Annotated in this window: 19 protein-coding genes; 3 read left to right on the top strand and 16 right to left on the bottom strand. The window is 55.4% G+C overall.

Features of this window, described 5'->3' with window-relative positions:
• Positions 1 to 259 precede the first annotated feature (259 nt).
• The 13 genes from ACSEMK_RS22740 to yceD all read right to left on the bottom strand — a co-directional run bounded on the left by ACSEMK_RS22740 (position 260) and on the right by yceD (position 11,094).
• Positions 260 to 1,054, bottom strand: a complete 795-nt coding sequence (locus tag ACSEMK_RS22740) for a metal-dependent hydrolase (protein WP_087857997.1) — start codon at positions 1,052 to 1,054, stop codon at positions 260 to 262.
• A gap of 10 nt (positions 1,055 to 1,064) precedes the next feature.
• Positions 1,065 to 2,069, bottom strand: coding sequence for a DNA polymerase III subunit delta' (gene holB / locus ACSEMK_RS22735; RefSeq protein ID WP_087857998.1), 1,005 nt, complete (start codon positions 2,067 to 2,069; stop codon positions 1,065 to 1,067).
• The gene (gene tmk / locus ACSEMK_RS22730; RefSeq protein WP_113374196.1) at positions 2,066 to 2,707 is read right to left on the bottom strand and encodes a dTMP kinase; all 642 of its coding nucleotides are present in this window, start codon (positions 2,705 to 2,707) and stop codon (positions 2,066 to 2,068) included. The genes holB and tmk overlap by 4 nt, the downstream gene beginning before the upstream one ends.
• Complete coding sequence (gene yceG, locus ACSEMK_RS22725; protein WP_020079144.1) at positions 2,697 to 3,719, bottom strand: cell division protein YceG; 1,023 nt, start codon at positions 3,717 to 3,719, stop codon at positions 2,697 to 2,699. The genes tmk and yceG overlap by 11 nt, the downstream gene beginning before the upstream one ends.
• A 2-nt stretch (positions 3,720 to 3,721) precedes the next feature.
• A complete protein-coding gene (gene pabC, locus ACSEMK_RS22720; RefSeq protein ID WP_430915494.1) occupies positions 3,722 to 4,531 on the bottom strand; it encodes an aminodeoxychorismate lyase in 810 nt (269 codons plus the stop codon).
• Positions 4,532 to 4,659: 128 nt separating this feature from the next.
• Positions 4,660 to 5,901, bottom strand: a complete 1,242-nt coding sequence (gene fabF / locus ACSEMK_RS22715) for a beta-ketoacyl-ACP synthase II (protein ID WP_087858002.1) — start codon at positions 5,899 to 5,901, stop codon at positions 4,660 to 4,662.
• An 88-nt stretch (positions 5,902 to 5,989) separates the two neighbouring features.
• Entirely contained in the window at positions 5,990 to 6,226 is a 237-nt protein-coding gene (gene acpP / locus ACSEMK_RS22710) for an acyl carrier protein (protein WP_000103754.1), read from the bottom strand.
• A 210-nt stretch (positions 6,227 to 6,436) separates the two neighbouring features.
• Positions 6,437 to 7,171: a 3-oxoacyl-ACP reductase FabG gene (gene fabG, locus ACSEMK_RS22705; RefSeq protein ID WP_015367190.1), complete on the bottom strand. Its 735-nt coding sequence runs from the start codon at positions 7,169 to 7,171 to the stop codon at positions 6,437 to 6,439.
• A gap of 12 nt (positions 7,172 to 7,183) precedes the next feature.
• Positions 7,184 to 8,113, bottom strand: a complete 930-nt coding sequence (gene fabD, locus ACSEMK_RS22700) for an ACP S-malonyltransferase (protein ID WP_087858003.1) — start codon at positions 8,111 to 8,113, stop codon at positions 7,184 to 7,186.
• Between the two features lie 15 nt (positions 8,114 to 8,128).
• Positions 8,129 to 9,082 carry a beta-ketoacyl-ACP synthase III gene (locus ACSEMK_RS22695; protein ID WP_045393676.1) on the bottom strand — a complete coding sequence of 318 codons (954 nt, stop codon included), beginning with the start codon at positions 9,080 to 9,082 and terminating at the stop codon, positions 8,129 to 8,131.
• 53 nt (positions 9,083 to 9,135) lie between these two features.
• Positions 9,136 to 10,236, bottom strand: coding sequence for a phosphate acyltransferase PlsX (gene plsX / locus ACSEMK_RS22690; protein ID WP_087858004.1), 1,101 nt, complete (start codon positions 10,234 to 10,236; stop codon positions 9,136 to 9,138).
• Positions 10,237 to 10,382: 146 nt separating this feature from the next.
• Positions 10,383 to 10,556, bottom strand: a complete 174-nt coding sequence (gene rpmF / locus ACSEMK_RS22685; protein ID WP_000290724.1) for a 50S ribosomal protein L32 — start codon at positions 10,554 to 10,556, stop codon at positions 10,383 to 10,385.
• Positions 10,557 to 10,572: 16 nt separating this feature from the next.
• Positions 10,573 to 11,094 (bottom strand): 23S rRNA accumulation protein YceD, encoded by a 522-nt coding sequence (gene yceD / locus ACSEMK_RS22680; protein WP_015705036.1) that lies wholly within the window; start codon positions 11,092 to 11,094, stop codon positions 10,573 to 10,575.
• 141 nt (positions 11,095 to 11,235) lie between these two features.
• Here yceD and ACSEMK_RS22675 point away from each other — a divergent pair, with 141 nt between their 5' ends.
• A complete protein-coding gene (locus tag ACSEMK_RS22675; protein WP_087858005.1) occupies positions 11,236 to 11,820 on the top strand; it encodes a Maf family protein in 585 nt (194 codons plus the stop codon).
• A 40-nt stretch (positions 11,821 to 11,860) separates the two neighbouring features.
• Here the strand turns inward: ACSEMK_RS22675 and rluC are convergent, their stop codons facing one another.
• Positions 11,861 to 12,814: a 23S rRNA pseudouridine(955/2504/2580) synthase RluC gene (gene rluC / locus ACSEMK_RS22670; RefSeq protein ID WP_072205245.1), complete on the bottom strand. Its 954-nt coding sequence runs from the start codon at positions 12,812 to 12,814 to the stop codon at positions 11,861 to 11,863.
• 825 nt (positions 12,815 to 13,639) lie between these two features.
• On the opposite strand from rluC, the gene rne reads away from it, so the two are divergent.
• Positions 13,640 to 16,843, top strand: coding sequence for a ribonuclease E (gene rne, locus ACSEMK_RS22665; protein WP_430915493.1), 3,204 nt, complete (start codon positions 13,640 to 13,642; stop codon positions 16,841 to 16,843).
• Positions 16,844 to 16,882: 39 nt separating this feature from the next.
• Here rne and ACSEMK_RS22660 read toward each other — a convergent pair whose 3' ends face one another.
• Positions 16,883 to 17,821, bottom strand: a complete 939-nt coding sequence (locus tag ACSEMK_RS22660; protein WP_430915492.1) for a LysR family transcriptional regulator — start codon at positions 17,819 to 17,821, stop codon at positions 16,883 to 16,885.
• A 109-nt stretch (positions 17,822 to 17,930) separates the two neighbouring features.
• Between ACSEMK_RS22660 and ACSEMK_RS22655 the strand changes: the two genes are divergently transcribed.
• A complete protein-coding gene (locus ACSEMK_RS22655) occupies positions 17,931 to 19,145 on the top strand; it encodes an MFS transporter (protein WP_430915491.1) in 1,215 nt (404 codons plus the stop codon).
• 55 nt (positions 19,146 to 19,200) lie between these two features.
• Here ACSEMK_RS22655 and murJ read toward each other — a convergent pair whose 3' ends face one another.
• Positions 19,201 to 20,736, bottom strand: coding sequence for a murein biosynthesis integral membrane protein MurJ (murJ, locus tag ACSEMK_RS22650; RefSeq protein WP_015367200.1), 1,536 nt, complete (start codon positions 20,734 to 20,736; stop codon positions 19,201 to 19,203).
• Positions 20,737 to 20,744: the final 8 nt, after the last annotated feature.

The raw sequence follows: 20,744 nt of genomic DNA, 5'->3' as shown, positions 1-20,744 counted from the left end.
GTTTTCACGCATTGGCTCGGGGGGAGAACCGGGCCGTGGACAGGACATCTAAGCGCCCTTTATTTATTACACAGAGTAAAATAATTAACGCGGAGATTGTTTGACGGCTATCACGTTTCATTCAGTCAACATATAAAAATTTACACTGATTTACATAATGTGTATCTGTATGTTGCAAAAATGCGTTCACCGCCTCTGTCGCGGCGGTGAACTTTACTCGCTTTAAGTATTAATTACGAGCCTTAAAATAATAGAAAGATCAGGCAGGTTGCAGTCTGGCAGGGTCGATGTGGAACAAGCTGGCAAAGTTTTCGGTGGTTTGTTGCGCGAGTTGCTCCAACGGCACGCCTTTCAACACCGCCATGTATTCGGCGACATCACGAACCATTGCCGGCTGGTTCTCTTTGCCGCGGTGCGGCACCGGCGCCAGATACGGCGAATCGGTCTCCACCAGCAGACGATCGAGCGGCACATAACGCGCGGCATCTCGTAGCTGTTCGGCATTACGGAATGTGACGATACCGGAAAACGAAATATAGAATCCCATATCGAGCAGTTTACCCGCAGTCTCTCTATCTTCTGTGAAACAGTGTAGTACGCCACCGCAATCCGTCACGTTTTCTTCCTGCAAAATTGCCAGCGTGTCGGCGCGCGCATCGCGGGTATGCACAATCACCGGTTTATTTAATTCGCGGCCAATGCGAATGTGTTGACGGAAAGACTCCTGCTGGCGCAGTTTGGTTTCCGGGGTATAGAAGTAATCGAGCCCGGTTTCCCCCATCGCCACGACGCCCTCCTCCGCTGCCAGCGTACGCAGTTCCTCAAAGTCATACGCTTCATCCTGGTTCAGGGGATGCACGCCGCAAGAAAACACGACGTCATCGCGCTGGCCGATTAATTCACGCATCCCGCGGTATCCCGGCAGCGTCGTGGCGACCGCCAGGAAAAACCTGACATCACGCGCGGCGGCTTTCGCCAGAACATCATCGACGTCTTTATGCAACGTTTGATAATCCAGGCCATCAAGATGGCAGTGGGAATCGACTAAAAACATATTCTTATTCTCAGAGATGCGAGACGGGCAGAACCGCCCCGGGTTGCAGGTAATGTTCCCAGCGCAGGAGGCGCTCGGTGAGTAGTAGTTCGCGGTTGACGCCGACCACGCTCAGTAACTGTTCGCGACAGGCGCTCACATCGCGCGTGATAGCTTCAAGACGCGGGCCCGAGAGTGTTTGCGCCAGCTGGTTAACCAGCGTCCAGGCATCCGGATTACTCAGAAGCGAAATACCCTGTTGCCTTTTTTGCGCATCCAGCAACAGCGATGCCAGCCAGTGCAGACGCACCGGAGCCTGTTCGTGATTCAGAACCGGTAATAATGACAGCCAATCGCCGCTGGTTAACACGCTGGCTAGCGCCTGGCAGAGCTGTTGACGCGGCGCCCAGTTGGCCTCTTGCAGTAACTCCAGCGCTGCTGCGGGCGCGTTAGCGCTGAGGCGCAGAGCGGCCAACAAAGCATCTTGTGACATTGTCACTTCGCGCTCTAACCACCCTAATGCCCAGGCTTCAGAGGGCGGGGCAAGATGATATGAGAAGCAACGGCTACGCAAGGTAGCGAGCAGCCGCGCCGGCTCCTGACAGGCCAGGAAAAACCAGGTGTGTTCCGGCGGCTCTTCCAGCGTCTTCAGCAAAGCATTGGCGGCGGCATCGGTTAACAACGTCGCATCGTTGATCCACACCACCTTCGCGCCGCCGAGACGCGCGCGCTCATAGAGTTTTTCAGTGATGCCGCGCACCGCATCGATACCTAGCGCACTCTTGCCTTTCTCCGGGGCAAGCGTGTAGTAATCAGGATGGGTGCCGGCCTGCATAAGCTGGCAGCTATGACAATGGCCGCAGCTTTTATGCCCTTCCGGCTGGCGGCACATCAGGAATCGGCATAACGCGTAGATGAGCGCGTCGCCGCCCATCCCCGGCAACGCCTGCAGTAATAACGCATGGTGACCCCGTCCTGCCTGATAACCAGCCACTAGCTGCTCGAAGGACGGGCGTAACCACGGATACCATTTCATGCGCGTTGCTCCGCAACCCATTGTGTGATGACAGAACGGATATCACGTTCAACCGCTTCCAGAGGCTGCGTTGCATCCACCGTACGGATAGTCGGATCCTGCGCCGCCAGTTCAAGGTAGCGCGCGCGGGTACGATTAAAGAAGTTCATCGACTCCTGTTCAATCCGATCCAGATCGCCGCGCGCGCGCGCGCGCTTGAGGCCGACCTCCGGCGTCACGTCAAGATAGAGCGTTAAATCAGGGCGGAAATCGCCGAGCACCGCATCGCGTAGCGTCGCCAGCATTCCCTGATCGATACCGCGCCCGCCGCCCTGGTAGGCCTGAGTTGAGAGATCGTGACGGTCGCCAATGACCCATTGACCGCGAGCCAGAGCAGGCTTAATCACCGTTTCCACCAGCTGTACGCGGGCGGCGTAAAACATCAGCACTTCAGCTTTATCGTTAATGACTTCATCGCCGGTAGACTGGATATCCAGCACCAGGCTGCGCAGTTTTTCAGCCAGGATGGTGCCGCCCGGCTCACGGGTAAACACCATATCGCGGATACCCAGCTGTTCGAGTGTCTCAACGACCAGATTGCGTGCGGTGGTTTTCCCCGCCCCTTCCAGGCCTTCGATAACGATATAGTTACTGCGCATTTTTTTCCTTAAGTACTTTTAAATAGTCCTGAACCGAACGGTTATGGCTGGCCAGATTGGTATTGAACGTATGGCCGCCTTTGCCGTCGGCAACAAAATAGAGGTACGGCGTTTTCGCCGGATGCGCGGCCGCATTGAGAGACGCTTCGCCCGGCACGGCGATTGGCCCTGGCGGCATACCGCTAATCACATAGGTGTTATAGGCGGTCGGCGTCTCCAGATCTTTACGCGACAGTTTACCATTATAGCGCTCTCCCATGCCGTAAATTACGGTAGGGTCGGTCTGCAAACGCATGCCAATGCGTAGACGGTTGATAAAGACTGACGCCACGCGATCGCGCTCGGCAGGAACCGCGGTCTCTTTCTCAACGATAGAGGCCATGGTCAGTAACTGGTTTTGATCTTTATAGGGTAGATTATCCGCCCGCCCTTCCCAGGCTTTCGCTACCGCAGCGACCATTTTCTGGTGCGCGCGTTTAAGAATGGCGATATCGCTGGTATTGGCGGTGTACATCCAGGTATCCGGCCATAACCAACCTTCAACCCAATCGGCGTGCTCAAGACCCAGCGCTTTGGCGACCGTTTCGTAACTGTCGTCTTCTAAAGTGTGCTTCACATACGGCGCATCGCGCAGCTGACGCAAATAGTCGCTAACGCGCATCCCTTCAACAAACCGTAGCGGGAACTGCGCTTCTTTACCGCTCGCTAAAAGCTGCAGCATCTCGCGCACCGTCATTTGCGGTGTGAAGCGATAGGTACCCGCTTTGAAATGAGAAAGTTCAGGTTCGACGCGCAGCAGCCACTGGAATACGCGTGGACGATTAATGATTTTATCGCCATACAGCTGCTGGCCAAGCACCACTCGCCCGGTTCCTGGCTCAAGGGTGAAGATGGTCTCTTCTTTAATAAGCAACTTACTATCTGCCAGTTGGCGGACTTTCCACATACCTGCCGCTGCGGCAATACCGAACACCACGACTAACAGCAGGACAAAACGTAACATTTTCTTCATGACTAACCAGGCAGCTCACACAATGGGGCTAAAAAATGGTAAAGATCGCGTTCAGACCAACAGACGTCATCCCAACGACAAACCGGTACCAGCGGCATAAGCGCATTGCAAATCAGCACTTCATCGACATCGCGCAGCACATCGGGGCGCACGGATACTTCGACAACATCAAAAGGCGAACGTGCCAACTTGGCTATACAGTACTGGCGCATAATGCCATTGACGCCCGCCTGATCGAGGCGCGGCGTGAACACATGGCTTCCTTTACGCCAGAACACATTCGCGGCACAGCATTCCGTAAGCCACCCGTCGCTGTCAAGGACCAGCGCCTCATCGGCGTCTGTCTGCTCAAGATGAGAACGAATCAAGACTTGTTCCAGGCGATTAAGATGTTTGAGCCCGGCCAGCGAGGGATTGCGCCCCAGGCGGATCGGACTTAACGCCAGGGTTATTCCCTCTTCTCGCCATCGCGCATAATGCGAGGGGAAAGAAGAAACGCTCATCATGCGGTTCGGCTGCATGCAGCCTGTCGCGCTATATCCCCGGCCTCCTGAGCCACGCGTTATGACCACTTTGAGGACGCCTTCACTGTGCGGCTTTGCCAGTTCTTGCATCTCTGCGGCCAACGTTCGCCATTCAGTAAAAGGTATAAAGAGTTTTTCGCACGTATCCTGCAAACGGCCCAGATGGGCATTGAAAAAGGCTATCTGGCCGTTGATGATTCGCGAGGTGGTGAAACAGCCATCACCGAATTGAATTGCGCGGTCATTTGCTGCCAGAACATCCTGCTCGACACCATTTATCAAGAACATAGAGGGCTCCTCTCACCGGTGGCACAGTGTCTCAGGATAAAAAGCAGAGAACAAGCGGAGAAAACCGAATAAAAAAAGACCCGCCAGGCGGGTCTTTCGTCAACGCTTAAACCAGCATTAGCGGTTGATCATACTTTTTTGAAGATAATCGAACCGTTAGTACCGCCAAAGCCGAAGGAGTTACACAGGGTGTATTCCATACCGGAAACCTGACGCGCTTCATGAGGAACGAAGTCAAGGTCGCAACCTTCATCCGGGTTATCCAGGTTGATGGTCGGCGGAACCGCCTGATCGCGCAGCGCGAGAATAGAGTAGATAGACTCTACTGCGCCAGCCGCGCCTAACAGGTGGCCAGTCATGGATTTGGTGGAGCTCACCATCACACGGCGTGCCGCATCGCCAAACACGGATTTCACCGCCTGGGCTTCTGCTTTATCGCCCGCTGGCGTAGAAGTTCCGTGGGCGTTGACGTAGCCAATCTGGCCCGGTTCAATTGCCGCATCACGAATGGCGTTAACCATCGCCAGCGCAGCGCCAGCGCCATCTTCCGGTGGAGACGTCATATGGTAGGCATCGCTGCTCATACCAAAGCCGACGATCTCAGCGTAGATTTTCGCGCCGCGTTTTTTCGCATGCTCGTACTCTTCCAGTACGACCATACCGGCGCCGTCACCCAGCACGAAGCCATCACGCTCTTTATCCCACGGACGGCTTGCCGCCTGCGGATTGTCATTGCGGGTAGACAGCGCGCGCGCAGCGCCAAAGCCGCCTACGCCCAGCGGCGTACTCGCCTTCTCTGCACCACCGGCAACCATCGCATCGGCATCGCCGTAAGCGATAATACGCGCCGCGTGGCCGATATTGTGTACGCCTGAAGTACAAGCGGTCGCGATGGAGATACTCGGTCCACGCAGACCGAACATGATGGTCAGATGACCGGCCACCATGTTAACAATTGTGGACGGTACGAAGAACGGGCTGATCTTCCGCGGTCCGCCATTTACCAGCGAACTGTGGTTTTCTTCGATCAAGCCAAGGCCACCAATACCGGAACCGATAGCGGCGCCGATGCGGGTTGCGTTTTCTTCCGTCACTTCAAGGCCAGAATCCTGCATGGCCTGAACGCCAGCGACAATTCCATATTGAATGAAGGCATCCATCTTGCGCTGTTCTTTGCGCGAGATGATATCATCACAGTTAAAATCCTTTACTAAGCCAGCAAATTTCGTTGCATAGGCGCTAGTATCGAAATGGTCGATCAGGCTGATGCCACTCTGACCGGCAAGGAGAGCTTTCCAGGTAGACTCTACGGTATTGCCGACAGGAGACAACATGCCCAGTCCGGTCACAACTACACGACGCTTAGACACGGTTGTCCTCCAGGGAGGGAAAATAGATTCTTGTGGGACAAAAAAAGATAAAACTCAGGCGGTCGAATGACCGCCTGGAGATGTTCACTTACGCCTGGTGACCGTTGATGTAATCAATGGCAGCCTGAACGGTGGTGATTTTCTCAGCTTCTTCGTCCGGAATCTCAGTATCAAACTCTTCTTCCAGAGCCATTACCAGCTCAACGGTGTCAAGAGAATCAGCGCCCAGGTCTTCAACGAAGGAAGCATTGTTGGTAACTTCTTCCTGCTTAACGCCCAGCTGTTCGCCGATAATTTTCTTAACGCGTTCTTCGATAGTGCTCATACTCTTAAATTTCCTATCAAAACTCGCTTTCGCGATGGTTTTCGTAGTGTATAAAATGTTGAAAAATTTGCAACTAAATCCCGGCAGGTCTTACCACGATTTTACGCTATTTTGCGGCTGTTTGCCCTAATAACGCAAATGATTTCGCACAAAACAGTACCCGCAAGCGTGCAGACTGCGCGCTTCCTGAACATTTTGCGCAAATCTCGGTCAGACCATATACATTCCGCCATTGACGTGCAGGGTTTCACCAGTGATGTAACCCGCTTCGTCAGAGGCTAAGAATGCAACCGCGCTGGCGATTTCATTTGGGGAGCCAAGGCGCCCCGCAGGAACTGCCGCCAGCGTACCCGCACGCTGCTCATCGGTCAGCGCACGCGTCATGTCCGTTTCAATAAAGCCCGGAGCAACAACGTTTACAGTAATACCGCGAGACGCAACTTCACGTGCCAGTGACTTACTGAAACCGATCAGACCCGCTTTCGCCGCAGCGTAGTTAGCCTGACCAGCATTTCCCATGGTACCAACCACAGAACCGATAGTGATAATACGTCCATGACGCTTTTTCATCATAGCGCGCATTACCGCTTTTGACAGACGGAATACCGATGACAGGTTGGTTTCGATAATATCGTTCCACTCATCATCTTTCATTCGCATTAACAGGTTATCACGAGTAATCCCGGCATTATTGACCAGGATGTCAACTTCGCCAAACTCTGCGCGAACATTTTCCAGAACAGATTCAATAGATGCCGGGTCGGTCACATTCAACATCAGACCTTTACCGTTGGCGCCTAAATAGTCGCTGATTGCCTGCGCGCCGCTTTCGCTGGTGGCAGTACCGATAACTTTCGCGCCGCGCGCGGCGAGGGTTTCAGCGATAGCGCGGCCGATACCGCGGCTCGCGCCGGTAACCAGCGCGATTTTTCCTTCAAAACTCATGGTATTCCTCTTTTATTGCTCAAGCGCCGCAGACATCGCAGCCGGCTCGTTGAGCGCAGAAGCAGTCAGGGTGTCAACAATACGTTTGGTCAGGCCGGTGAGGACTTTACCCGGGCCCATTTCATACAGGTGCTCGACGCCCTGAGATGCCATAAACTCAACGGTCTTAGTCCACTGCACCGGGCTGTACAGCTGGCGAATCAGCGCGTCGCGGATAGCGTCCGGCGCGGTTTCGCACTTCACGTCGACGTTGTTCACAACCGCAACGGTCGGCGCGTTAAAAGTGATTTTCTGCAGCTCTACCGCCAGTTTTTCAGCGGCAGGTTTCATCAGCGCGCAGTGCGAAGGTACGCTGACCGGCAGCGGCAGCGCGCGTTTGGCGCCTGCGGCTTTACACGCGGCGCCCGCGCGTTCAACGGCTTCTTTGTGCCCGGCGATAACCACCTGGCCCGGTGAATTGTAGTTCACTGGCGAAACCACCTGCCCTTGCGCAGATTCTTCACAAGCTTTAGCGATGGACGCGTCGTCAAGGCCAATAATTGCAGACATTGCGCCGGTACCTTCCGGTACCGCTTCCTGCATGAATTTACCACGCAGTTCAACCAGACGAACAGCATCAGCGAAATTGATAACGCCTGCGCAGACCAGCGCAGAGTATTCGCCCAGGCTATGACCGGCTAACAGCGCCGGCGCTTTACCGCCCTGCTGCTGCCATACGCGATATAACGCGACGGACGCGGTCAGCAGCGCCGGTTGCGTTTGCCAGGTTTTGTTCAGTTCTTCTGCCGGGCCCTGTTGGGCAAGCGCCCACAGATCGTAACCCAACGCTGCGGAAGCTTCGCCGAAGGTCTCTTCAATAACTGGCCAGGTCGCGGCCATATCTGCCAGCATACCGACAGCCTGAGAGCCCTGTCCCGGGAACACAAAAGCAAATTGCGTCATGTTTAAATCCTTATACTAAAAACGAACCAGCGCGGAACCCCAGGTGAAACCACCACCGAAGGCTTCCAGCAGAATCAACTGACCGCGTTGAATACGGCCATCGCGAACGGCTTCATCGAGCGCGCAAGGAACCGAGGCCGCGGAAGTATTACCGTGACGATCGAGCGTGACCACCACATTATCCATCGACATTCCCAGCTTTTTCGCCGTCGCGCTGATGATACGCAGGTTAGCCTGATGCGGCACCAGCCAATCCAGCGCCGAGCGCTCAAGGTTGTTGGCCGCCAGCGTCTCGTCAACGATATGCGCCAGTTCGGTGACCGCAACTTTAAACACTTCGTTACCGGCCATCGTCAGATAAATCGGGTTTTCCGGCTCAACGCGATCGGCGTTCGGCAGCGTTAACAGGTCGCCGTAGCGGCCATCGGCATGCAGATGCGTGGAGATAATCCCCGGCTCTTCAGAAGCGCCGAGCACTACCGCGCCCGCGCCGTCACCGAAGATAATGATCGTACCGCGATCGGTTGGATCGCAGGTGCGCGCCAGCACGTCAGCGCCGATCACCAGCGCATAATCAACGGCGCCGTTTTTCACGTACTGATCGGCGATGCTCAGGGCATAGGTAAAGCCCGCGCAGGCGGCTGCGACGTCGAACGCCGGGCAACCTTTTACGCCCAGCATAGATTGAATCTGGCACGCAGAGCTCGGGAAGGCATGAGTGCCCGAGGTGGTCGCAACAACGATCAGACCAATTTGCTCCGGGTTGACATTCGCCATTTCAAGCGCTTTCTTTGCGGCTTCGAAGCCCATCGTAGCAACTGTTTCGTTCGCTGCGGCAATACGGCGTTCACGAATACCTGTACGCGTGACAATCCACTCGTCAGTCGTTTCAACCATTTTTTCCAGGTCGGCGTTAGTACGCACTTGCTCAGGCAGATAGCTGCCGGTGCCAATAATCTTTGTATACATGTACGCTCAGTCACTCTTGGGTAATATACCCGCGTTGTTCAAACCGCAGGGCGTCAGTCGTATCCGTTGGTCCCGTTGTGCCGTCGGGCATTCCCGTTACCGCTGCTGCTCCCTGGCAGTTCAAAGCCTGCTGGGTATAACGATTCCAGGCGAGCGGCGATCCGCTGTGGAACCTGCCGCTGCACCGCCTGCACTGCCTGCTCTATTGCGACGCAAAATGCGCGCTGGTTGGCAGCGCCATGACTTTTGATCACAGAACCGCGCAATCCTAACAGACAGGCGCCATTATACTGGTCGGGGTTGAGGTGACTGAATCGCCTGCTCAGGCTTTTTTGTAACCAACGCTTTAATAAAATCAGCCACCACGACCGTTTTTTTCCCTCTCCCTGTGATTTCAGCAGCGAAAGGAACATTCTGACAACACCTTCCATCGTCTTTAATGTGACGTTGCCCGTGAATCCATCACAAACCAGAACATCCGTTTTACCCGTCAGCAACTCGTTAGCTTCAAGGTAACCAATATAGTTGAAGGACGGCAGCTTTTTGAGAATCGCCGACGCATCACGGATGCTATTGAGACCTTTCATCTCTTCTTCGCCGATATTCAACAGCGCAATGCGTGGATTTTTAATCCCTACGACTTCTTCAGCTAACACCGCGCCCATCACCGCGAACTGTACCAGCATCGTGCTATCACAATCGACGTTGGCGCCTAAATCCAGCACCACCGTTTTGCCCTTTTGCTGATGCGGTAGCACCGTCACCAGCGCCGGGCGCTCAATTCCCTCAATGGGTTTGAGCAATAATTTCGCCAGTCCCATCAGCGCGCCGGTATTTCCCGCGCTAACACAGGCCTCGGCCCGGCCTTCTTTTACCAGCTCCAGCGCCAGACGCATCGAGCTACCGCGACTATTGCGGATAGCCTGAGCGGGCCGCGCATCACTGGCAATAACTGACTGTGCAGGAATAATCTGCAATCGCGAACGTTGTTCGAAATCAGCTTTGGCAAGTAATGGCGTGATGGCGTCGGGGTCGCCGACTAAAAGAAGTGTGAGTTGCGAATTAGAGTTCAGTGCCTGCAGTGCTGCAGGCACTGTCACGGATGGGCCAAAATCGCCCCCCATGACATCTAACGCCAGGGTTAGACGTGTCAAGGTATCGTCGCTGCCCGGTTCGGTTATTCCCCAGTTACCTGGGGAGATCCTCACTAAGCTTCACCACGCTTTTACTCTTGTCTTTCACGTTACAAGGACGTTAATTACGTTTTCTTGCAACGTGAAATCCACGGAGTAAGGCGTGATTACTTAGCGATTACCTTGCGACCGCGGTAGAAACCGTCGGCAGTGATGTGGTGACGCAGGTGTTTCTCACCAGAAGTTTTGTCTACAGACAGGCTGGTGACTGCGGTCAGAGCGTCATGGGAACGACGCATGCCACGTTTGGAACGGGTTGGTTTATTCTGTTGTACGGCCATGGACCTTACTCCTCAATTACTTATGCTTTAAGCTGGCTAATACGGCAAATGGGTTTGGTTTTTGTGCCTCTTCAGGCAGTTCGCCAAAGACCATGTCCGCGTCGGACACTTCACAGTGTTCAGAATCATGCACCGGAACTACCGGCAAGGAAAGAATGATTTCATCCTCAACCATCGCCTGCAGATCGATTTCACCGAATTCGTTAACCTCAATCGGCTCATACGCTTCCGGTAGTGCTTCTGCCTGTTCGTCATTTCTGACAGGGCTGAAACAATACGTTGTGTGAACATGATGAGGGAACGGTTTCCCGCAACGCTGACATTCGAGGGTTACCGATACCTTCGCATCACCGGTAATAACGGCGAGACGCTGGTTATCGATAGCGAACGACATGCTGCATTCCACATCACTGTCCACGCTGACGACTGAATCGGCGACACGGCCAACCTGATCACGGGCGTAGATACCCTCGTAATCAAGGCGTTTTTGAGCCGTGCGAACCGGATCGAGAGTCAGGGGTAATTTTACCTTTTGCATAGGGCGCGCATATTAACTTTGTAATGTCATAGAGTCAAAGAAAAAGGCAGCCTCAGGTTGCCTTTTGCCATTTATTCGCACACATTGCGGCGCATAGTTTAAAATGATGCTCTGCGAAGCGCTATATGTGGATGAAAAAATATGTCTAATCTTCTCCTGGCCTCAACCTCGCCGTGGCGGCGGATGCTGCTGGAAAAACTCTCGCTGCCGTTCGAATGCGCAGCGCCTGAGGTTGATGAAACGCCTCTGCCCGGCGAATCCGCCCGCCAGTTGGTTGTGCGTCTGGCGCAAGCCAAAGCCCAGGCGCTGGCATCCCGCTTCCCTCAGCACCTTATTATAGGTTCCGATCAGGTTTGCGTCTTAGACGGCGAAATTACCGGTAAACCACACACTGAAGAAAACGCCCACCGTCAGCTACGCAAAGCCAGCGGCACGATTGTCACTTTTTATACCGGACTGGCGCTCTATAATTCCGCCAACGGACACCTGCAAACGGAATGCGAACCTTTCGACGTCCATTTTCGGCATTTAAGCGATCAGGAGATCGAGGCCTATATCCGTAAAGAGAACCCTCTGCAGTGCGCCGGGAGTTTTAAAAGCGAAGGATTAGGTATTACGCTATTTGAACGACTGGAAGGACGCGACCCTAATTCGCTGGTTGGGTTACCGCTAATAGCGCTATGCCAGATGTTGCGCCGGGAAGGCTACAACCCGTTACTCAGTTAGTCAGAAAAGAAAGCGGCGGAGTATAAATCCGCCGCTTTACCTATTTGCTATTACGTAAAACCTGTAAGCAGTGCTTCAGTTGGTTATCCAACGGCGCTTCAATACGCATCACCTCTCCGGTGCCAGGATGGGTGAATTTCAACGCCGCCGCATGCAAAAACAGGCGGTTTAAGCCAGTCCCTGAAAGCTGCTTGTCAAACTCGCGATCGCCATAGCGATCGTCAAAAGCAATCGGATGTCCCGCATACTGCGTATGAACGCGAATCTGGTGCGTACGCCCGGTAACCGGACTACAGCGCACCAGCGTGGCAAATGCGTAACGCTCTTCTACTTTAAAGCGCGTTTCGGAGGGCTTACCTTCCTGGCTCACGCGCACGATACGCTCGCCGCTCTGCAGAATATTTTTCAGCAGAGGCGCTTGTACCACCTTCGTGTGCGACTGCCACTGACCGCGCACCAGCGCCAGATAATCCTTCTGCATCCCTTTCTCACGCAGCTGCTCGTGGAGCGAACGAAGCGCCGAACGTTTTTTCGCCACCAACAGCACGCCGGAAGTATCGCGATCGAGACGGTGAACCAGTTCAAGGAAACGAGCCTCCGGGCGCAGCGCGCGCAGCCCTTCAATCACGCCGAAGCTCAGACCGCTACCGCCGTGCACTGCGGTGCCGGAAGGTTTATTCAGCACCAGGATATGATCGTCTTCATAGAGAATCACATCCGACAGCGCCGCCACTTTTTGCAGGTGCGGCGAAACGGCCTCTTCTTCGCGCTCGGCGACACGCACTGGCGGGATACGCACTTCATCGCCATCTTCCAGTTTATATTCCGGCTTGACGCGTTTTTTGTTTACCCGCACCTCGCCTTTACGCAGGATGCGATAAATCATGCTCTTCGGTACGCCCTTAAGTTGCGTACGCAAAAAGTTGTCGATACGTTGCCCCGCTTCATCGGCGGAAATGGCAACCATTTTTACGGTTGGAGTCTCAGTTTTCATGGTCGGCGATTCTAAATAGCCGAGGGCATTAGCGCCACTCATTTTTATATGCTTATATTTATCAGTATCCGGATTTCATCGCATGCTTCATCGGCGTTTTGTTTGTTATTAGAACAATCTGTAGACGCTGGTGAAAAAACTGTGAGTAACCCGGTGATAAAAGGTAAAAGTGAACTTGCTATAACAAGGTTAGCAATGGAATAATGAGGCTGTTTTCCGTGTTGACACTTGTTAGAACAAGAAATTAGCGGAATGACCAATTTTGTCTGACCGATCATCCACGCAGCAATGGCGTAAGACGTATTGATCTTTCAGACAGTTAGCGGGCTGCGGGTTGCAGTCCTTACCGGCACAGGCTCTATAAGATTTTTGCGTGGCAGGACGGCGACGACTCCGGGACTACCGGGAGTTCATCTGAATCCTCCGATTGAGGTGAACAGGTTAAGCCATTACCCCTGCGACGTGAGAGACGATGAGAATATACGCAACATCGTTTGAGGTGCGTCAAGGCTGCAAAAGAGAGAATCTTCAGTCGGTTGTACAAGCAATCGATTGAAGTGAACAAGCGCGGCCAACGCGAAATCACTTAAAGGATGAAGTGTATAAATGGAATATTCTCTGGTGATACATCCCAGGCTGTTCCCCTGAATAATTGCGCTGTGTTTCCGTTTGAAACACAGGCGACCGACACTCTGCGCCTCTTAAGCGCGCGACAACCGTGAGGTTGGCGACGTGAACCAGACTCGAGGCCATCGGTTTTCACCCGGTAAGGCGTTACTCTGCCCGTAGCTTAGTCGTCAATGTAAGAATAATGAGTAAGTTACGATGAAAAGAATGTTAATCAACGCAACTCAGCAGGAAGAGTTGCGCGTCGCTCTTGTTGATGGGCAGCGCCTGTACGACCTGGATATCGAAAGCCCCGGGCACGAGCAGAAAAAAGCGAACATCTACAAAGGCAAAATCACACGTATTGAACCTAGCCTTGAAGCCGCGTTTGTCGATTACGGCGCTGAGCGTCATGGTTTCCTCCCCCTCAAAGAAATTGCCCGCGAATACTTCCCAGCCAATTACAGCTCTCATGGCCGCCCTAACATTAAGGACGTTCTGCGCGAAGGTCAGGAAGTCATTGTTCAGATTGATAAAGAAGAGCGCGGTAATAAAGGCGCTGCGCTGACCACCTTTATCAGCCTGGCAGGCAGCTACCTGGTACTGATGCCGAATAACCCTCGCGCCGGCGGTATTTCACGCCGTATCGAAGGTGACGATCGTACCGAGCTGAAAGAAGCGCTGGCGAGCCTGCAGTTGCCGGACGGCATGGGTCTTATCGTACGTACCGCGGGCGTCGGCAAATCCGCTGAAGCGCTGCAGTGGGATCTGAGCTTCCGCCTGAAGCACTGGGAAGCGATTCAGAAAGCCGCGGAGAGCCGCCCTGCTCCATTCCTGATCCACCAGGAAAGTAACGTTATCGTACGTGCCTTCCGCGACTACCTGCGCCAGGACATCGGCGAAATCCTGATCGATAACCCGAAAGTGCTTGAGCTGGCGCGCCAGCATATCGCCGCCCTCGGTCGTCCGGATTTCAGCAGCAAAATCAAATTGTACACCGGTGAAATCCCGCTGTTCAGCCACTACCAGATTGAATCCCAGATTGAATCCGCGTTCCAGCGTGAAGTTCGCCTGCCATCCGGTGGTTCTATCGTTATTGATAGTACCGAAGCGCTGACCGCTATCGACATCAACTCCGCTCGCGCGACCCGCGGCGGCGATATCGAAGAAACGGCGTTCAATACTAACCTCGAAGCGGCTGACGAAATCGCGCGCCAGCTGCGTCTGCGCGACCTTGGCGGCCTAATCGTTATCGACTTCATCGATATGACCCCGGTACGCCACCAGCGCGCAGTTGAAAACCGCCTGCGTGAAGCCGTCCGCCAGGACCGCGCGCGTATCCAGATCAGCCATATCTCGCGCTTCGGCCTGCTGGAGATGTCCCGCCAGCGTCTGAGCCCGTCACTGGGTGAATCCAGCCACCACGTGTGCCCACGCTGTAGCGGCACCGGTACCGTGCGTGACAACGAATCGCTGTCGCTCTCTATCCTGCGTCTGATTGAAGAAGAAGCGCTGAAAGAGAACACCAAAGAAGTCCACGCGATCGTTCCGGTCCCCATTGCGTCTTATCTGCTTAACGAAAAACGTGCCGCAGTCAGCGCGATTGAAACCCGTCAGAGCGACATTCGCGTCATCATCGTCCCGAACGACGAGATGCAAACCCCGCACTACTCCGTACTGCGCGTGCGTAAAGGCGAAGAGACCTCAACCCTGAGCTATTTGCTGCCGAAACTGCACGAAGAAGAGATGGCGATGCCGTCCGACGAGGAACCTGCTGAGCGTAAACGCCGTGAGGAACCTGCGCTGGCCGCTTTCGTGATGCCGGATGCGCCGCCAGTACCGGTACAGGAAGAAACCTCAGCCGCCCCGGTCGCAGCGAAAGCCGCCGCCGCTCCAGCCGCAAAAGTAGCAACGCCTGCCCAACCTGGCCTGCTGTCCCGCTTCTTTGGCGCATTGAAAAACATTTTTGCTGGCGCAGAAGAAGCCAAACCGGCGGAAGTCAAGACTGAGCAAAAAACAGAAGAGAAACCGGAACGTCAGCAAGAGCGTCGTAAACCGCGTTCTAATAATCGCCGCGATCGCAATGACCGTCGTGATAACCGCGATAGCCGCGATAATCGTGACAATCGCGATAACCGTGGAGAAAACGCTGAAGGTCGCGACTCTCGTGAGTCTCGTGAGGAAAACCGCCGTAATCGCCGTGAGAAACAACCGCAGAACGTTGAACAGCGCGAATCTCGTCAAACCGCAGGCAATGAGGCTGATACCGGCAAATCACGTGATGAGCAGCAGCAACCGCGCCGTGAACGCAACCGTCGTCGTAATGATGACAAGCGCCAGGCACAGCAGGAAGCGAAAGCTCAGACCCGTGAAGAACCGGTAGTCCAGCAGGAAACCGAGCAGGAAGAACGCGTTCAGAGCATGCCGCGTCGTAAGCCGCGTCAGCTGGCGCAGAAAATCCGCTTTGAGTCCGTGGAAACCGAGCAGGTTATCGAAACCGTAGCCGAGCAGCAGCCGGAATCTACTACGCCGCGTACTGAACTGGCAAAAGTCGATCTGCCGGCCGTCGTTGAAACTGCCGCTGAGCAGGATGAAAACGGCGACGCTCGTGAATCTAACGGTATGCCTCGCCGTTCACGTCGCTCTCCGCGTCACCTGCGCGTAAGCGGTCAGCGTCGTCGCCGTTACCGCGATGAGCGTTATCCGACCCAGTCGCCGATGCCGTTGGCTATCGCCTGCGCATCGCCTGAGCTGGCATCTGGTAAAGCGTGGATCCGTTATCCGATTGCTCGCGTGCAGGATCAGCAGCAGGAAGAGTTACCGGTACAAGAAACCGCCAGCGTTGAGCCTATCATTACGCCAGTCGTCGCGGAGACTATCGCTCCGGTTGTCGTTGCGGAAACCGTCGCGGCTGAAACTGCCGCACCGGCAGTGGCCAACGAACCGACCCCAGAAGCGACTGTAGCTCAAGCGCCGGTCGTCGAAGAAACGGCGGTGGTTGAAGAGACTGCGGCTGTTGCGGAAAACGTTGTGCCGCAGGCAGAGATCAGTGAACCAGCAGAGACGGTAGCCGAAGAAACTGAGACGACTCCTGCTCCGGCTACTGAAGAAACCGTCGCAGAAGAAACCGCTGTTGTCGAAGAAACCACCGTTGCCGCCGTTGAAGAAGCCGCGCCGGTTGTTGAACCGACACCGGTCGTCAACGCCGCGCCAGTGGTGAAAGCGCAACCGACATCCACTGCGACTCGCCACGCGACCGCGCCGATGACCCGCGCCCCGGCTCCGGAATACGTGCCGGAAGCACCGCGCCAAAGCGATTGGGTTCGTCCTCCGTTTGCCTTTGAGGGTAAAGGGTCTGCAGGCGGCCATAGCGCCACTCATCAGGCCACGGCGGAAGCGACTCGGCCGCAACCTGTAGAGTAACGGTGCACCACTAAAAAACCGGCCAACTGGCCGGTTTTTTTATTTCTTCTCGTCCGGACGCTGCATCCCCGCCACCTGCGGCATTACCTCGCGCATCAAATCGAGAAACTTGCGTAGCCGCGTCGGATAATAGCGCGCCCAGGGGTAAACCAGATGCACCGGCAGCGGCGAAGCCCGCCACTGCGCAAACGGCTCAATCAGCCGGCCTGCCGCAATATCCTCCTCCACCGCCCAACTGGAAACAATAGCCGCCCCCAACCCCGCCAGCGCGGTGTTACGCGCAACGTAGACGCTATCCGTACTCAGACAAGGGACAATCGGGAAGCTCATCAACTGCCCGCCCACCTGATGCTGTAGCGTGACTTCATGCTGGTAAAAAGTGCTGATAGCGACCCAGGGCAGCGTGGAGAGCGTCTGAGGTTCGCTGAGTTCCGGGTGGCGCGCCAATAGCTCAGGCGCAACCACCAGGCTCCGGGGAACCACAGCCAATAGTACCGATACCGTTGCCGGATCGACCTCCGCACCGACGCGGATCGCGCAATCAATATTATCGCTCAGAAAGTCGACGGTTTTATCATTCAGCATCCACTCAACGGAGAGCTCAGGATATCGCTGCAGAAAACTCACCAGCGGGCCCAGCAATTGCTGTTGGCCAAACGCGTGCGGCGCCCGCACCCGCAGCACGCCAACCGGTCGGTCTTCCTCGATGCGTAGATCATCTTCCAGCGCCAGCCAACTCTCCACCAGCCGTCGCGCATGTTGATAGCAACGCTCGCCGTCATCGGTCAGTTTCATCGCATGGGTCGTGCGCAGAATAAGCCTTGCGCCAAGTAACGTCTCCAGCGACTGCAAGCGTCGGCTAACGGTCGCCTGTGTCGTACTCATCTGGAGAGCTGCCGCCGAGAGCGAACCCGCTTCGACGATGCGAATAAACGTCCGCATCAGCTCAATCCGATCTATACGCTCTTGTTTATTCATTTATATTTTGCCTATACGTGCTACGTATAACCGTTTTACCACTACCCTATCTTCCGCGCCAGTCCGCTTCGGGGAACAATAGCGCCAACGCATTTACGAGGGCATTACCATGACACCGCTTCCTTTATCCACCCGCCAGGCCGGATGGGTTATTTTTATTCTCGCGCTCGGCGCAGGCTTTAGCGTCGCATCCATCTACTACGCCCAACCGCTGCTGCCGTTAATCGGCGCCAACCTGCATCTCAGCGTAGAGGGAATGGGGCTGGTGCCCACGTTGACTCAGGCAGGCTATGCATTGGGAATATTATTTCTGCTGCCGCTCGGCGACCGCCACGATCGCAGAACGCTTATCCTGCTGAAAAGCGCCGTGCTGGCGGCGCTGTTGCTACTCTGCAGCCTGACCGGTCAGCTTACCTCGCTGCTGGTCGTCAGCCTGCTGATCGGCATGGCGGCGACCATGGCGCAGGATATTGTCCCGGCGGCGGCGATTCTGGCGCCGGCGGGCAAACAGGGGAAAATGGTCGGTACGGTGATGACCGGCCTGCTGCTCGGGATCCTGCTTTCGCGTACCGTCAGCGGGCTGGTCGGCGCGCTATTTGGCTGGCGGGTCATGTACCAGGCTGCGGCAGTCAGTATCGCCTTCATCGGCCTGTTAATGTGGCGTGTTCTGCCGCGTTTTGAGATCCACTCTACCCTCAGTTATCCGCAGTTGATGAAGTCAATGGCCCATTTGTGGCAGCGCTATCCCGCGCTGCGCCGCGCGGCATTCGCCCAGGGCTTTTTGTCTATCGCCTTTAGCGCGTTCTGGTCGACGCTGGCGGTGATGCTCGCCGAACATTTTCAGATGGGTAGCGCGGTCGCCGGCGGCTTCGGTATCGCTGGCGCGGCAGGCGCCCTGGCGGCACCGCTGGCAGGAGGACTGGCGGATAAAGTTGGCGCGGGGAGAGTTACCCAGCTCGGCGCGGCGTTAGTCACCGTCTCCTTTGCCCTGATGTTGCTACTGCCCGCCCTGCCGGTACACGGCCAACTGGCGCTGATTGCGTTATCGGCTATCGGTTTTGACCTTGGTCTGCAATCAAGCCTGGTAGCGCATCAAAATCTGGTTTACAGCCTGGAGCCACAGGCCCGCGGCAGGCTTAACGCCTTGCTGTTTACCGTGGTCTTCATCGGTATGGCTCTGGGATCGGTGCTGGGAAGTAAACTGTACGTGCTGGCTGGCTGGAATGGCGTGGTGATTCTGGCGGTGAGCAGCGGCGCGATTGCTCTGATTATCCGCCTGCTGGAAAATGCCCGTCTACAGGCCGCTGAACGCGCCGTGAGATAAAAAAACCCGCTCCGCATAGCGGAACGGGTTAATCAGGCCCGACGTAACGATGAATTTAAATCGTGCGGCGGGCAAACTCTTTCAGGCGGAAGCCGAGCAGCAGCAAGGTCGCGAAATAGGCGACAACGCCGGCGACTACCACTACCATCAGACGCATCAGGCGGAACGGCATCGTCCCCTGCGACCATTCCGGCATCAGATACATCACGCCGACGAGCGCTGCCGCCATGACCAGCACCGCGATGACCAGACGCAGCAGGAAGACGAACCAGCCCGGCTGCGGGGTGAAGATTTTCTGCTTACGCAGTTGCCAGTAAAGCAGCGCGGCGTTCAGACACGCGGCCAGACCAATAGACAGCGACAAACCGGCATGCTTCAACGGACCAATAAACGCCAGGTTCATTACCTGGGTCATAATCAGGGTAACAATGGCGATTTTAACCGGCGTCTTGATATCCTGGCGCGAGTAGAAGCCCGGCGCCAGCACCTTCACGACGATAAGCCCCATCAGACCAACCGAATAAGCCACCAGCGCGCGCTGGGTCATCGCCGCATCAAAAGCGTTAAACTTACCGTACTGGAATAGCGATACCGTCAGCGGTTTGGCGAGAATGCCTAAGGCAACCGCGCTTGGCAAGGCCAACAGGAAGCACAGGCGCAGCCCCCAATCCATCAGTCGGCAGTACTCATCGTGATTGCCGCTGGCGAAACTTTTTGATAGCGATGGCAACAGAATGGTCCCCAGCGCCACGCCCAACACACCGGAGGGGAACTCCATCAGACGGTCGGCATAATACATCCAGGAGACCGAACCTGAGACCAGGAAGGAGGCGAAAATGGTGTTGATAATCAGCGAAATCTGGCTGACGGATACGCCGAGGATCGCCGGCCCCATCTGCTTGACCACGCGAATCGCCCCGGCATCTTTCAGATTAACCCGCGGCAGCACCAGCATACCGATTTTTTTCAGATGCGGCAGTTGGTACGCCAGTTGCAGGATACCGCCAACCGTGACCGCCCAGGCCATCGCCAACATTGGCGGATGAAAATAAGGCGCGGCAAACAGGGCAAAACCAATCATGCTGACGTTAAGGAAGGTCGGCGCGAAGGCGGGAACCGAGAAGCGGTTCCAGGTGTTAAGGATAGCCCCCACCAGCGACGCCAGCGAAATCAATAAAATATAGGGGAAGGTGATACGCAGCAGTTGGGTGGTTAAGGCAAATTTATCCGGCGTATCGGCAAAGCCCGGAGCGGTTACGGTAATCACCCATGGCGCAGCCAGCATCCCCGCCACGGTGACCAGCGCCAGAACCAGCGTCAACAGCCCGGAAACATAGGAGACGAACACCCGCGTCGCGTCTTCGCCCTGCTTGCTTTTATATTCAGCGAGGATCGGCACAAAGGCCTGAGAAAAGGCGCCTTCGGCAAAAATACGCCGCAAAAGGTTTGGCAGTTTGAAGGCCACGAAAAAGGCGTCGGTCGCCATCCCGGCGCCAAAAATACGCGCGACGATAGCATCGCGGGCGAACCCCAGCACGCGCGAGAACATGGTCATCGAGCTGACTGCCGCTAATGATTTTAATAGATTCATTACTGTCT

This window comes from Klebsiella sp. K-3, from assembly GCF_051207495.1.
GTDB lineage: Bacteria > Pseudomonadota > Gammaproteobacteria > Enterobacterales > Enterobacteriaceae > Klebsiella > Klebsiella aerogenes.
The sequence above is the reverse complement of the archived record's forward strand: the minus strand, read 5'-3'. Positions and strand labels throughout refer to the sequence as shown.